This is a genomic window from Janthinobacterium sp. BJB401 (assembly GCF_013372745.1).
GTDB classification, from domain to species: domain Bacteria; phylum Pseudomonadota; class Gammaproteobacteria; order Burkholderiales; family Burkholderiaceae_D; genus Janthinobacterium; species Janthinobacterium rivuli.
Window position 1 is genome coordinate 15,496 of the sequence record NZ_JABXFH010000019.1, and the last position, 12,212, is coordinate 27,707.

Sequence of the window (12,212 nt, forward strand, 5' to 3'; positions counted from 1 at the left end):
TTATCGCATTCACCGGCACCGTCCCACGATGACCCTCCCGCAACTGCACTTTGCCCACGCCAACAGTTATCCTGCCGGCACCTACCGCAAGCTGTTTGGCTTGCTGGGCCAGCACTACACCGTGCAGGCGCTCGACATGCACGCGCACGACCCGAACTATCCCGTCAGCACGGGTTGGCCCGAGCTGGTGCGCGAGTATATCGACGAGCTGGAACGGCGCTACAGCGCGCCCGTGATCCTCGTCGGCCATTCGCTGGGCGGCATGCTCAGCGTGATGGTGGCCAAGCAGCGGCCCGATCTGGTGCGCTGCGTGGTCTTGCTCGATTCGCCTGTGGTGGCGGGCTGGCGCGCCTTGCTGGTGCGCCTGGCGCGGAACACGGCGCTGGGCGAGCGGTTCTCGCCGTCACGTTTTTCCGCCCGGCGGCGCAAGCTGTGGCCCGATGCGCAAGCGGCGTATGAGCATTTTGCCGCCAAGGACATGTTCGCCATCTGGGCGCCGCAGGTCTTGCGCGACTACATCGACAGCGGCCTGGTGCCCCATCCGGAAGGGGTGCAGCTGCGCTTTACGCGCGAAGTGGAAACGGATGTCTACCGCAGCTTGCCGCACCATATTGGCGGCCTCGTCAAGGATGGCTTGCCAGTGCCCATCGGTTTTATCGGCGGCACGGAATCGGTGGAATGCCGGCAAGCGGGCTTGACGGCCACGCGCAAGCTGGTCGGCAAGTTTTTCCGCCAGGTGCCGGGCGGCCATCTGTTTCCCATGGAAAACCCGGAACTGACGGCGCAAGTGGTGCGCGAGATGATCACGGCATTGCTGGCGAAGCAATAGAATATTGCCAGGGATTTTCAGGCGATGGGGGCCAACGGCGGCGGATTTTCGCGTAAAATCCTGCCATCCGGGCCGCGCCTGCAGCAGGCGTGCGGCCCCAGCCATTCCGATATTCTAGAAAGATACCCCTGCGATGACGATTAAAAGCGATAAATGGATACGCCGCATGGCGGAAACAACGGGCATGATCGAGCCGTTCGAACCGGGCCAGGTCAAGGAACGCGACGGCAACCGTATCGTGTCCTATGGCACGTCCAGCTATGGCTATGACATCCGTTGTGCCGACGAGTTCAAGTTGTTTACCAATATCAACACGACCATCGTCGACCCCAAGGATTTTGACGCTAATAACTTCGTCGACGTATCGGGCAAGGGTTATTGCATCATCCCGCCGAACTCGTTCGCGCTGGCCCGTACCGTGGAATATTTCCGCATTCCCCGCAATGTGCTGACGATTTGCCTGGGCAAGAGCACCTATGCGCGTTGCGGCATCATCGTCAACGTCACCCCGTTCGAACCGGAATGGGAAGGTTTTGTGACCCTGGAGTTTTCCAACACGACACCGTTGCCGGCGAAAATCTACGCCAACGAAGGCGTGGCGCAAGTGCTGTTCTTTGAATCCGATGAAGTGTGCGAAACGTCGTACAAGGATCGCGGCGGCAAATACCAGGGCCAGGTCGGCGTGACATTGCCGAAGACCTGATCGCAGCGAAGGGCGGGGCGCCAGCCGGTTTAGCCGTCTTTACCTGCCTTTACACCCGCCGCCCTATATCCGCCCCTCATGCCTGCCGTTAACCTTGGTATTGAAACACTGAGGAGGAAGCATGGTAGCGGCAATCGGTTCAGGCGGCGCAGTCGGCGCAGTCGGCGCGGCCAGTAGCGCCAGTGCGGGCAGCGGTTCGCAGATCGCGGCGCTGCAAAAGCAGATCACGGCGGCGCAAAAGCAGTTGACGGAGTCGCAGAAGGGCGAGCAGACGGAGGCGTCGCAAAAGCTGCAGCAGCAGCTGGCGCAGCAAATACAGGCCTTGCAGGCGCAAATTGCCCAGTTGCAAGCTGCCGCCGCGCAGGCGCAGCAAGGCGCTCAGCCGGCCAGCAGCGCCGATACGGCGACGAGTCCGGCCCAATCGACCTCGTCGACCTTGGGCAGCATCATCGATACGCAGGCCTAACAGCAGATACGCACGGATAAAACGCCAGGCTCGCCGACAGGTCAGCCTGGCGTTTTGACGGGCAACAACATTTCCACGCACAGTCCGCCACCGCTGCGCAAGCTGGCACTGATGCGGCCGCCATGGGCGCTGATGACGTGCCGGGCGATGGCCAGGCCCAGGCCGTGGCCATCCGTGCTGTGCTGGGTATTGCTGGCGCGGAAGAACGGTTCAAAAATGCGGGCCAGGTCGGCGCTGGCCACGCCGGGACCACGGTCCAGCACGGCGATGCGCAGCCATTCCTGCTTGTCATCATGCAGGCGCGACAGCTCCACGTGCACCGTGCCGCCATCGGGGCTGTGCTTGATGGCATTGCGCACGACGTTTTCCACGGCGCGGGCCAGCAGTTCCGGCTGGCCCGTGACGCTGGCGTCGGCCATGGCCGCGTCGCCCGCCAGGGCTATGCCCAGCAGGCGCGCCCGGGCTTCATAGCGGGCGTCGTCCACGATGTCGTGCACGAGATCGGCGATGCTGACGTCTTCGCTGTGCGTGTGCCCGGCACCCGCTTGCGCGGCGCCGGCCTCCAGCCGTGACAGGGTCAGCAGTTCACCGATCAGTTTATCCATGCGCTCGCTTTCGCGTTCGATGCGCTGCATCGAGGCGGCCATCTTTTCCGGTTGCTGGTGCGCCAGGCCGATGGCGGCCTGCAAGCGCGCCAGTGGCGAGCGCAGCTCGTGCGACACATCATGCAGCAAGCGCGTCTGGCTATCCATCAGGCTGCGCAAGCGGCCCGTCATGCGGTCGAAATCGCGGCCCAGGTCCGTCAATTCATCGCCGCGCTTGCCGCTGGCGTGAAAGCGCGGCGCCAGGTTGCCGTGCGAGGCGGCTTCGAACGCCTGCCGCAAGTCGCGGATGGGGCGCGCAAAATACCAGGCCAGCAAAAAGGCGAACAGCAAACTGGCGGCGATGGCGGCGGCCAGGGGGATGAAGTTGCGGTAGGGCGTGTCCATGCGCGGCGGCATGCCGCGGCCGAATTCGCCGCGTGGCGGCGGCGCGCCCGCTTCTTGCGGTCGTGGACCGGCTCCCATGGCGCGCGGGCCGCTCATGGCGACGGCGTTGAGCGTGTCGCGCGCGGCGCCCGCCTCGGCATGGCGGAAACGTTCGGACGAGGGCAGGAACAGCAGGTAGCGCTTGCCGTCGCTGCCAGACGCTTCGCGCACGACGGGATGGGCCTGGCCCTGCTCCAGCATGGTGTGCGCCTTGGCCAGCATGGCGGGATGCACCGTGCGGCCCATCAATTCTTGTCCTTTGGCATCGACGGCAAACACGCGCATGCGTTCGAGCTTGCCCAGGAATTGCCGCAAGGCCTGGCTGCCGCCCGCTTCCACGGTGGCGCTGGCGGCCTCGATGATCATTTGCGCGGGCGGACTGGTATCGATGTCGAGGGCCCGTTCCTGCTGCGCTGCCCGGTTTTTCAGCCAGAAGGTGCCGCCGATGCCGATGGTGGCCGTCACTTGCGCCAGCATGATGCACAGAAAAAACTTCCAGAACAGACGGCCCACGCTTACTCCTTGATCAGCTGGTAGCCGAGACGGTACACGGTTTGCAGGCAGGAACGGCCATCGGCCAGGCTGCCGAGCTTGCGGCGCAGGCTGCTCAAGTGCACGTCGATATTGCGGTCGAAGCGGGCCATGGGCCGCCCCAGGCCCAGTTCCGACAATTGATTCTTGCTCACGGGCTTGCCCGCATGGCGTACCAGCACTTCCAGCAGGTTGAATTCCGTGCTCGTCAGTTCCAGGTGCCCGCCGGCCCAGGCAACGCGGCGCTGTTCGGGCCACATCGTCAGTTGCCCCACGGTCAGCGGCGCCAGGCCGGACGCATCGTGCGGCACGGCTTGCGAACGGCGCAGGATGGCGCGGATGCGCGCCGTCAGCTCGCGCGGCGTGCACGGTTTGGTGACGTAATCGTCGGCACCCAGCTCCAGGCCCACGATGCGGTCCGTATCGTCGCCGCGCGCCGTCAGCATCAAGATGGGCAGGTTGCTGCCGGCACGGATGCGGCGCAGGGTTTCCAGGCCATTCATGCGCGGCATCATGACGTCGAGGATGGCGATGGCATACAGGCCCGTCAGCGCTTCGGCCGCGCCGCTTTCGCCGTCATGCACGGCGCGCGCATCAAAACCTTCCTGCGTCAGGTATTCCTGGAACATGCCGACCAGTTCCACGTCGTCATCGATTAACAAAACCTTGCTCATGCCTGTGCTTTTTTCGGGTGAATATCGCCCGATGATAGCAGCCAAAGGGGGCCGTTCACGGCGGTTTTACCCGCTTTTACATACGTCCGCTTACATTTGCGCACCTTCCTTTACCCGCTTTTACGCCGCCTTGACGTTGCTTTACACGCCAGACGGCGACAATCAGGGCTGATCGCCACGAAAGGAAATCCCGATGAAATATCTGAGTATCGTCGTCTCTTTGTTGCTGCTGTCCGCTTGCAGCATGCCGCTGCTGGCTCTGGCCCAGTCTGGGCCGCCGCCAGTCTTGCCGCCGTTTCTGCATGGCATCGAGCTGAACGAAGCGCAGCAGGACAAGATTTTCGCCGCCACCTACGCTCAGGCGCCCTTGCTGCGGGAACAGGAAAAGATCGCCTTCAAGGCCCATGAACAGTTGCGTGCGCTGGCCGGGTCCAGCGCCTACGACGATGCGAAGGCCAGTGCGCTGGCCAGCACGGCGGCGCAAGCCATGGCGCAGATCAGCTTGCAGCAGGCGCGCCTCGAGCAGCAATTGCTGGCCGTGCTGACGCCGGAACAGCGCCAGCAGGCGCAGCAGCGGAGCGACGGCCGCCAGGGCCCGCGTCGGCTAGAGCGCCCCGAGTAAGCGGCCGGCGCGACCACAGGGAGAGCCAACATGCGCATCCAGGCGCTCTCGCGACGGGCCACGCAGGCGCTGTACCTGTGCGCGAGCCTGAACCCCGCCCAGGCGGGCTTGCCCCACTTGATGGAATATATATGGAATTACATGATCACGGTCTGGCATTCGACCTCGAAATGATGCGGCGACAGGCGGCTGAGCGGCGGCAAGTGCTGCGCTGGCTGCTGGCCGGCGCCGCCACCTTGCCTTTGATCGGCTGTGGCGGCGGTTCGGACGCCGGCGCCACGGCGGCCAGCAGCGGCACCGTCACAGTAGCGGCCACGGGCGCCTGCACGGTGATACCCGAGGAGACGGGCGGGCCGTATCCTGCCGATGGCACGAACACGCATGGCGGCAGCATCATCAATGTGCTGAACCAGACGGGCGTCGTACGCAGCGATATCCGCGCCAGTTTCAATGGCGCCACGGGCGTGGCGGCAGGCGTGCCCTTGACCATTCATTTGCAGTTGCTCAACGCCAGCGGCGGCTGCGCCAGCCTGGCTGGCTACGCCGTCTATCTGTGGCATTGCGACCGCGAGGGCCTGTATTCGCTGTATTCGAGCGGCGTGACGGCGCAAAATTACTTGCGCGGCGTGCAGGAAACGGACATTACTGGCAACGTCAGCTTTACGACCATCTTTCCCGGCTGCTACGCCGGGCGCATGCCGCACGTGCACTTTGAGGTCTATCCCAGCCTGGCCAAGGCGGCCTCTGCCTCGAACCGCATCAAGACGTCGCAGTTCACTTTCTCGATGGCAACCTTGAACGAGGCCTACACGGCCAGCGGCTACACGGCCAGCGTGCGCAACCTGGCGCAGATCAGCTATGCCAGCGACAATGTCTTTGGCGACGGCACCAGCCTGCAGATGGCCACGGTAACGGGCAACGCCACGGATGGCTATGTGGCCACCCTGACCATCGCCGTGAACGGCTAGCCTGCCGTCATGAATCCCAGGTCGCGCCGGCTGAAGTTGCCGATGTTCGGGAACACTTCGGCCAGCTGGCTGTCGGCCACGCCGAACCATTTGGCCAGGGTGGCGCCATACTGGTCAACGGATGTGGTCGGCAGCAGGGCACCGGAGCCGACGTCCAGCGCATGGCCCAGGCCCGTGGTGGGGAAGGTGCCGTAGATGTCGCGGCCCTTTACGGCGCCGCCCACGACAAAGTGGTGCGCGCCCCAGCCGTGATCCGTGCCGTCGCCGTTGCTGCTGAAGGTGCGGCCGAAATCCGAGGCCGTAAAGGTCGTCACCTGGCGCCGCACGTCGGCACCTTGCAGGGCCGCCAGGGTCGCGTCGAAATACGCGAGCGCGTGCGCCAGGCGCGCCATCAGGTCGCCATGCAGCTCCTTCTGGCGGTCATGCGTGTCGAAACTGCCCAGTGTCACATAAAACACTTGCCGTTTCGCTCCCAGGGGGCCGCGTCCGCCGATGATGCGCGCCACCGTCTGTAATTGCACGGCCAGCTGGTTGACGCTGGACGCGCCCGTGTTCGGGTTGATATAGGGCGGCGGATTGGGCACGCCGCCCGCGCCGGCCGCCAGCATGGCGCCGCTCAGCACGCTCTGGCTGGAAATGGCGCGCTGCACCGTGGCCACGTGTTCCTGCTCCATCATGTCGTCGCCCGCCGTGCTGATGATGTCGCGCAAGGCGGTTTCACCCTCGGTGGTGTCGAACAGGTAGCCGCCGCCGATATTGCGGATCGGCACGGCGCCCGCCCGGCCCACCTGGAACTGGCGCACCTGGCGCCCGCTGAGGAAGAGCGCGTTCGACGCGGCCGAGATGGCGGTAAACGTCGCATTCGCGTTGCCGGCGCCGAGCAGGTCGCCCAGGCGTCCGCCCCAGCCGATGCTGGCGCCTTCCGGCAAGCCCGATTGCCACGTCGATTGCTGGTCGTTATGCGAAAACAGTTTCGGCGGCAGCGCCACATTGCCCGCCTTGTATTGGGCCAGGGTCAGGGGCTGGATCAGGGTGCCGACATTGGCCACGATGGCGGCGCGGCCGCCGTCGAACAGGTCTTTCACGGGAGCGAGGGCGGGATGCAGGGCAAAGCTGCGGCCTGCCTGCGCCGTGGCGGGTGTGATCGGCAGCACGCCGCCCGTTTCGCCGACGCCGGGCAAATGGATCGAATCGTTGCTGCCCGTGTTGCGCAGGCGCACATATTCACTCCATGAAGGCGTGTCGGTGGCCAGCACCGTGTTGAAGGTATCGTTGCCGCCGTTCATGAACAGGCAGACGAGGGCCTTGTAGTCGTCGGCGGACTGGGCCGCAGCCTGCCCCATGGCGGCCAGGTTGAGGGCGAAGGGCGCGGCCGTGCTGCCTGCCAGGCCCAGCATGGAGCCGAGGAAGCGGCGGCGCGAGAAGTGAGTAGGGGTAGTCATGCAGCTTCCTTATTTTTGAACCAGGTATTCAGGCGAGGCCATGGCCAGGAAAATGGCCAGGTACACGCGGTTGGATTTCGCCTTCGTCACTTGCGCGGCATTGCTGCCGTTGGCGGCGGGAATCGCGATGCTCGTGACGGCCGACAGGATCCTGGTGCGCAGCCGGGATGACATATTGCCGGACATTAATAGCAAGTTGACCCGGTCCAGCAAGGCGGCCGGCTGCTCGGCCAGCGCCAGTTCGGCCGAGTAGTCGCCCTTAACGGCGCTGTTTTCCGCCACGCCGCCGCTGATGGCGTCCTGCATGAAGTTCAGGTAGCCGGTGACAGACGGCTCCGACGTGATCTGCATTTCCGGCGCCACCAGGCCCGCCGTCGCCAGCGCCGAATTGGGCGGCACGTAGGACGGACGGAAATAATTGAAGACGGAGGGCGCGTTCATGGGATTCTGGCCCAGTCCCGACAGCGGATCGCTGAGGTAATAGATGCGGTACTGCAAGGCGGCATCCTTGGCGTGGAATGCGCGCATCCAGTTGCCCAGACGCACCAGCGGTTCGCGCAGCTTGCCCGTGCGCAGGCTGCTGCCGGCTGGCGCCAGCGCGTCGGGATCGAGCAGCACGGCGCGGATCACGGCCTGCATGTCGCCGCGCACGCCAGAACCATTGTTGGCGAAGGCGGCCGCGACCCTGCCCACATAGGCCGGGCTGGGGTTGCTGGTCACTAAGCGCTGGATCAGCTGGCGGCCAAAGAAGGGACCCGCATTCGGATGGTTGAACAGGGTGTCGAGGGCCAGGGCCATGTCCGCTTCGCCGCCGGCGGCGCCCGCCGCGCTGACGCCCAGAAAGCGTTTTTCGCTGGTCGAGTGGTACGCCGCATAGTTCTGCATCGGCTTCCAGTCGCGGTCCGGATCGGCCACGCTGCCAAAGAAGCGGTTCGCGCCCTGGTCCGGCCCGGCCCAGCTCCAGCCCGTAAACACTTTCGCCAGGCCGCTCACATCGTCGCGCGTGTAGGTGTCGATGGGTTTGCCGCCGGACATTTTCAATGAACCATCGGCATTCAGCTGGTACAGGCCGATGGTAAATAACTGCATCACTTCGCGGGCGAAATTTTCGTCGGGCGTGCGCGTGGCAGATTCCTTCTGGTTGCGCAGGTGCGACAGGTACAGCCCCATCATCGGATGCGTGGCCACGCCCTGCAGCAGGGTGCGAAAGTTGCCGAACGCATGTTGCCCCAGCATATCGTAATAGCTGGCGACGCCCCGCGTTTGCGGCCACACGGCCTCGTTTTGCGTTGAGATGACAAATATTTCCGACAGGGCAAAGGTCACGCGCTGGCGCAACTGATCGTCGCCGCGCACGGCTTGCTGCCAGAACGATTCATAAAAGTCGTTCGGCACGGCCTGGGTGGCCGCCGCGCCCGCGACGGGATACTTGGCGTCGATATATTTACGGTGCAAGGTTTGCGGCTTGGAAAACTGCGCGCGGAACCAGGCGTCGCTGTCGCTGGCGGCCAGGGCATCGATGGCCGCCATGTCCGGCCCGAACGTGGCGCGGCCCAGGAAGCGCGACGCTGCCGGGCGCGTGAACGTGGCCGTCTGGCCGGCCGGTGGCGTGGTCAGGGGCGGCGGCGGAATGGTCTCGCCGGGCTTGGTGCCGGGGGCTGCCGGATCGCCGGGAGCGGTGGTCCCCGGTGGCACGACCGATATGTCCGGGTTCTGGGTGGCGCCGGTCTTGCTGTCGCCGCCACCGCCGCAGGCGGCTAGCAGGCTAAGTAGGGTGATGGCCAATAAACGGCGCAAAGTAGGGTCTATCATTTAGTTTCTTTCAAGCAATCAAATTCTGGCCCGTTAATTGTAGGGCTTGGCTACTAAAATCCTGTTTCCAATTAACTATTTACGTGTTGGCCACGTTTATTTTTGCGACCATTTGGCGTGGCAATGAAGGTGTGTTTGAAGATGTAGCGCGAAGTTTGTTTTTTGAAAATGAAAAATATTTTTTGTCTAGAACAAGCACTGTGGCGGATAGGCGACGTAACCATTCCTGCCAATTAAGCTTGTTCAAAAGCTCATCTTGACAACGAAACCTGCTTCGCCGGAAACCATGGTTTTTACGCTATCGGCGAAACGCCGTTCGCCGTCCTGTCTCTTTTTTCCCCTGCGCCTGACTGGCATGGCCCTTGCAACAAAGAGGCATGGCTTACCCGCCCATCTTTCACCGGAGCCTGTCATGACCAGCCGCCTGCTCGCCTATCGTCCCGAAATGGAATTGCCTGAAGCGCCGGGCATGCTGCCTTTGCAGCAGGAAGATGAACTGGCACTGGCGGCGCATTTGCTGGAATTGCAGGCGCCTGCCCAGTTTGATGCTTTCCTGAAGCGCCAGCTGGACGCCACGGCGGCGGGACAGCAAGTGCGCGGCACGCCGCTGGAAGGGCCGCTGCGCCAGTTGCTGGGCAAGGTGGTGGCGCCCTTGCTGCCCCTGCATGGCGGTTCGCCGCAGGCGCTCAAGCGGCGCGCTGCCCGCATCTTCGGCATGGAACTGGAAGGACTCAGCCCGGAAGACAAGGAATTCGAACTGGCGCGCCAGGTCGTGCATCTGATCGATGCCGTCAACACGGCGCTGGCGCAGGACGGCGGCATGGGCACGCGCGCGCCCGGGGCACGGGTGGAAACGGCCTTGCTGCAAGTGGCACGCAGCGAGGCGCCAGGCTTGCTCAGGCAGGCGGCGCAAACGCCGGGGCGGGACGCTGGCCGCTGGCGCCGCGAGGGCGGGCACATCGTCGTGCTCGATTGTTAGCCGGACGGCCAGTCTGCCCGGCAAGGTAGTCCCAACCGAGGTAATCACTTTGAGGAGCTGATCATGCATGACTTGGATCGTACGACCCTGGAATACGGACAGGAGATGTCCGGCTTTGAAGCGGAACAGTTCGAGTTTGGCCAGGGCGAGTGGAGCGGCGAGGGCGGCACGAACGCCATGTTTTCCGAGACCGAGGAGATGGAACTGGCGAATGAACTGTTGTCGGTCAGCAATGAAGCCGAACTGGAGCAGTTTCTCGGCAATTTCCTGCGCAAGGCCGCGTCGGTGGCGGGCGGCATCATCAAGTCGCCCGTGGGACAAGCCATCGGCGGCGTGCTCAAGGGGGTGGCGAAGAAGGCAATTCCCCTGGCCGGCGGCGCCATCGGCGGCTATTTCGGCGGCCCGCTGGGCGCCAAGATCGGCAGCGGCCTGGCCTCGGCCGCCGGCGGCGCGCTGGGGCTGGAGGCGGAAGCGTCGTCAAACGAGGACCGCGAATTCGAAGGCGCCAAACAGTTCGTGCGCCTGGCCGCCGATACCGTCAACCGTGCCGCGCAGGCGCGCGGTGCGGGCGACCCGCGCGCCATCGCCCAGGCGGCCGCCAGCGCGGCGGCGCGCCAGTTCGCGCCCGGCCTGCTGGGACGCCCCGGCGGCCAGGTCGCCACGCAGAACGGTAGCGGCGCCGGTGCGGGCGGCGGCATGTCGCAGGGCGGCGGACGCGGTCAGGGTGGCATGCGCCAGTCCAGCGGACGCTGGGCGCGCCAGGGCCACAAAATCGTCCTGTACGGCGTCTGACATCATGGCCATCGGCGCTTACGCTGCCTGGATGCTGGCGCAGGAGGCACGCTCGCTGCTGACGCGGCTGGCGCGGCTGGAGCCGTTCGCGCTGATCGAGCCGACGGTGCTGGCGGCCGCCCTGATGCCCAGCGCCCAGTCGGCCATCGAAAGCCAGCTGGTGCAGGGCCGGCGCGAACTGCGGCGCATGGTGGCTCAGTTCCAGTGGTGGTTGCGGCGCGAGCACGCCGACGGCGCCAGCATGGCCACGGCCGCCGAGGCGCAGCGCCGCTTTACCTTCCTGCGCCTGAAGTTCAATGCCGCGCTGACCCAGTTCGACCTGTTCAACGAAGTCATCACGCAGCGCAGCGAGCACAAGACGGGCGTGTGGCTGGCTGGCCTGGACATCGTTGCCGCCGATGCGCTGGCGCTGCCCGGCAATGTGTACCAGGCGCCGCCCGTGATCTGCTACCTGGACCGGGGACCGGGCGCGGCCATCCGCCGCGCACGCACGCGCCTGCCGGGCGGCGGCGACAATCCCGTCGCCATCATCCGCCTGCCGCGCGAACGCATGATCGGCAGCAGCATCGCCTCGTCGCTGGTGCACGAGGTGGGCCACCAGGGCGCGGCGCTGCTGGATCTGGTGGCGTCCTTGCGGCCCGTGCTGCAAGCGATGCAGCACGGCGGCAGCGGTGCCGTGCACGTCTGGCAGCTGTGGGAACGGTGGATATCCGAAATCGTGGCCGATTTCTGGTCGCTGGCGCGGGTCGGCGTGGCCGCCACCCTGGGACTGATCGGCGTGGTCAGCCTGCCGCGCGTGTTTGTCTTCCGCCTCAATATCGACGATCCCCACCCGGTGCCATGGCTGCGGGTGCGCCTGAGCTGCGCCATGGGGCGGGCCCTGTATCCGCACTCGCAGTGGGACCGGCTGGAGCAGCTGTGGCTGTCGTACTACCCGTTGACGGGTCTGCCGCCAGCCCGGCAACGGCTGCTGGAACAGTTGCAGGCCAGCATGGCGGCCCTCGTGGGCTTGCTGGTGCAGCACCGGCCGCCAGCCTTGCGCGGCGGCTCGCTGGTCGAGGCCATGGCCGTGCACACACGCCAGCCGGCCATGCTGGCGCAGCTGTTTCGCAGCTGGACCCTGGCGCCGGCGCAGATGTACCAGGCGACGCCGACCCAGGTGTTCGCCGTGCTGGGCCAGGCGCGCGCCAGCGGCACCTTGAGCCCGGAAGACGAAAGCGAGCTGCTGGGACGTTTGCTGACCCACTGGGCCCTGCGCAGCACGCTGGACACGTCGGAGCTGTGCGCCGATGTCGTGCGGCATGGCCGCCAGTCCGGCAGGCCGCTGCCGCCCCTGGCGTCGCGTTTGATTATCCATTGAGGAGAA

At 65.2% G+C, this 12,212-nt stretch carries 12 protein-coding genes; 8 read left to right on the top strand and 4 right to left on the bottom strand.

Annotated features, from left to right (window positions below; genetic code table 11):
- Positions 1–28: 28 nt before the first annotated feature.
- From HWE17_RS14180 to HWE17_RS14190, 3 genes are all read left to right on the top strand, one after another.
- A complete protein-coding gene (locus HWE17_RS14180; RefSeq protein ID WP_176389165.1) occupies positions 29–829 on the top strand; it encodes an alpha/beta fold hydrolase in 801 nt (266 codons plus the stop codon).
- A gap of 133 nt (positions 830–962) precedes the next feature.
- Entirely contained in the window at positions 963–1,532 is a 570-nt protein-coding gene (gene dcd, locus HWE17_RS14185; RefSeq protein ID WP_035819543.1) for a dCTP deaminase, read from the top strand.
- 121 nt (positions 1,533–1,653) lie between these two features.
- Complete coding sequence (locus tag HWE17_RS14190; protein ID WP_176389166.1) at positions 1,654–1,998, top strand: FlxA-like family protein; 345 nt, start codon at positions 1,654–1,656, stop codon at positions 1,996–1,998.
- A 41-nt stretch (positions 1,999–2,039) separates the two neighbouring features.
- Here the strand turns inward: HWE17_RS14190 and HWE17_RS14195 are convergent, their stop codons facing one another.
- Positions 2,040–3,539, bottom strand: a complete 1,500-nt coding sequence (locus HWE17_RS14195; RefSeq protein WP_176389167.1) for an ATP-binding protein — start codon at positions 3,537–3,539, stop codon at positions 2,040–2,042.
- 2 nt (positions 3,540–3,541) lie between these two features.
- The gene (locus tag HWE17_RS14200) at positions 3,542–4,231 is read right to left on the bottom strand and encodes a response regulator transcription factor (RefSeq protein ID WP_176389168.1); all 690 of its coding nucleotides are present in this window, start codon (positions 4,229–4,231) and stop codon (positions 3,542–3,544) included.
- A gap of 193 nt (positions 4,232–4,424) precedes the next feature.
- On the opposite strand from HWE17_RS14200, the gene HWE17_RS14205 reads away from it, so the two are divergent.
- Positions 4,425–4,853 carry a Spy/CpxP family protein refolding chaperone gene (locus HWE17_RS14205; protein WP_051958667.1) on the top strand — a complete coding sequence of 143 codons (429 nt, stop codon included), beginning with the start codon at positions 4,425–4,427 and terminating at the stop codon, positions 4,851–4,853.
- A gap of 131 nt (positions 4,854–4,984) precedes the next feature.
- A complete protein-coding gene (locus HWE17_RS14210; RefSeq protein ID WP_176389169.1) occupies positions 4,985–5,821 on the top strand; it encodes an intradiol ring-cleavage dioxygenase in 837 nt (278 codons plus the stop codon).
- On the opposite strand, the gene HWE17_RS14215 is transcribed toward HWE17_RS14210, so the two are convergent.
- On the bottom strand, positions 5,818–7,263 hold the full coding sequence (locus tag HWE17_RS14215) for a DUF1501 domain-containing protein (protein WP_176389170.1): 1,446 nt from the start codon (positions 7,261–7,263) through the stop codon (positions 5,818–5,820). The two genes, HWE17_RS14210 and HWE17_RS14215, sit on opposite strands and share 4 nt — an antisense overlap.
- Before the next feature lie 9 nt (positions 7,264–7,272).
- Complete coding sequence (locus HWE17_RS14220) at positions 7,273–9,075, bottom strand: DUF1800 family protein (RefSeq protein ID WP_176389171.1); 1,803 nt, start codon at positions 9,073–9,075, stop codon at positions 7,273–7,275.
- A gap of 412 nt (positions 9,076–9,487) precedes the next feature.
- Between HWE17_RS14220 and HWE17_RS14225 the strand changes: the two genes are divergently transcribed.
- The 3 genes from HWE17_RS14225 (at position 9,488) to HWE17_RS14235 (ending at position 12,206) form a co-directional block, all read left to right on the top strand.
- On the top strand, positions 9,488–10,054 hold the full coding sequence (locus HWE17_RS14225; protein ID WP_176389172.1) for a hypothetical protein: 567 nt from the start codon (positions 9,488–9,490) through the stop codon (positions 10,052–10,054).
- Positions 10,055–10,117: 63 nt separating this feature from the next.
- On the top strand, positions 10,118–10,846 hold the full coding sequence (locus tag HWE17_RS14230) for a hypothetical protein (protein WP_176389173.1): 729 nt from the start codon (positions 10,118–10,120) through the stop codon (positions 10,844–10,846).
- Positions 10,847–10,850: 4 nt separating this feature from the next.
- A complete protein-coding gene (locus HWE17_RS14235; protein ID WP_176389174.1) occupies positions 10,851–12,206 on the top strand; it encodes a hypothetical protein in 1,356 nt (451 codons plus the stop codon).
- The last annotated feature ends 6 nt before the right edge of the window (positions 12,207–12,212 follow it).

What these genes read in the sequence shown, in the direction of transcription:
- HWE17_RS14180 (WP_176389165.1), top strand. Translation starts at nt 29, where the DNA reads ATGACCCTCCCGCAACTGCACTTTGCCCACGCCAACAGTTATCCTGCC.
- HWE17_RS14235 (WP_176389174.1), top strand. Translation starts at nt 10,851, where the DNA reads ATGGCCATCGGCGCTTACGCTGCCTGGATGCTGGCGCAGGAGGCACGC.
- HWE17_RS14210 (WP_176389169.1), top strand. Translation starts at nt 4,985, where the DNA reads ATGGAATTACATGATCACGGTCTGGCATTCGACCTCGAAATGATGCGG.
- HWE17_RS14230 (WP_176389173.1), top strand. Translation starts at nt 10,118, where the DNA reads ATGCATGACTTGGATCGTACGACCCTGGAATACGGACAGGAGATGTCC.
- HWE17_RS14200 (WP_176389168.1), bottom strand. Translation starts at nt 4,231, where the DNA reads ATGAGCAAGGTTTTGTTAATCGATGACGACGTGGAACTGGTCGGCATG.
- HWE17_RS14205 (WP_051958667.1), top strand. Translation starts at nt 4,425, where the DNA reads ATGAAATATCTGAGTATCGTCGTCTCTTTGTTGCTGCTGTCCGCTTGC.
- HWE17_RS14215 (WP_176389170.1), bottom strand. Translation starts at nt 7,263, where the DNA reads ATGACTACCCCTACTCACTTCTCGCGCCGCCGCTTCCTCGGCTCCATG.
- HWE17_RS14220 (WP_176389171.1), bottom strand. Translation starts at nt 9,075, where the DNA reads ATGATAGACCCTACTTTGCGCCGTTTATTGGCCATCACCCTACTTAGC.
- dcd (WP_035819543.1), top strand. Translation starts at nt 963, where the DNA reads ATGACGATTAAAAGCGATAAATGGATACGCCGCATGGCGGAAACAACG.
- HWE17_RS14225 (WP_176389172.1), top strand. Translation starts at nt 9,488, where the DNA reads ATGACCAGCCGCCTGCTCGCCTATCGTCCCGAAATGGAATTGCCTGAA.
- HWE17_RS14190 (WP_176389166.1), top strand. Translation starts at nt 1,654, where the DNA reads ATGGTAGCGGCAATCGGTTCAGGCGGCGCAGTCGGCGCAGTCGGCGCG.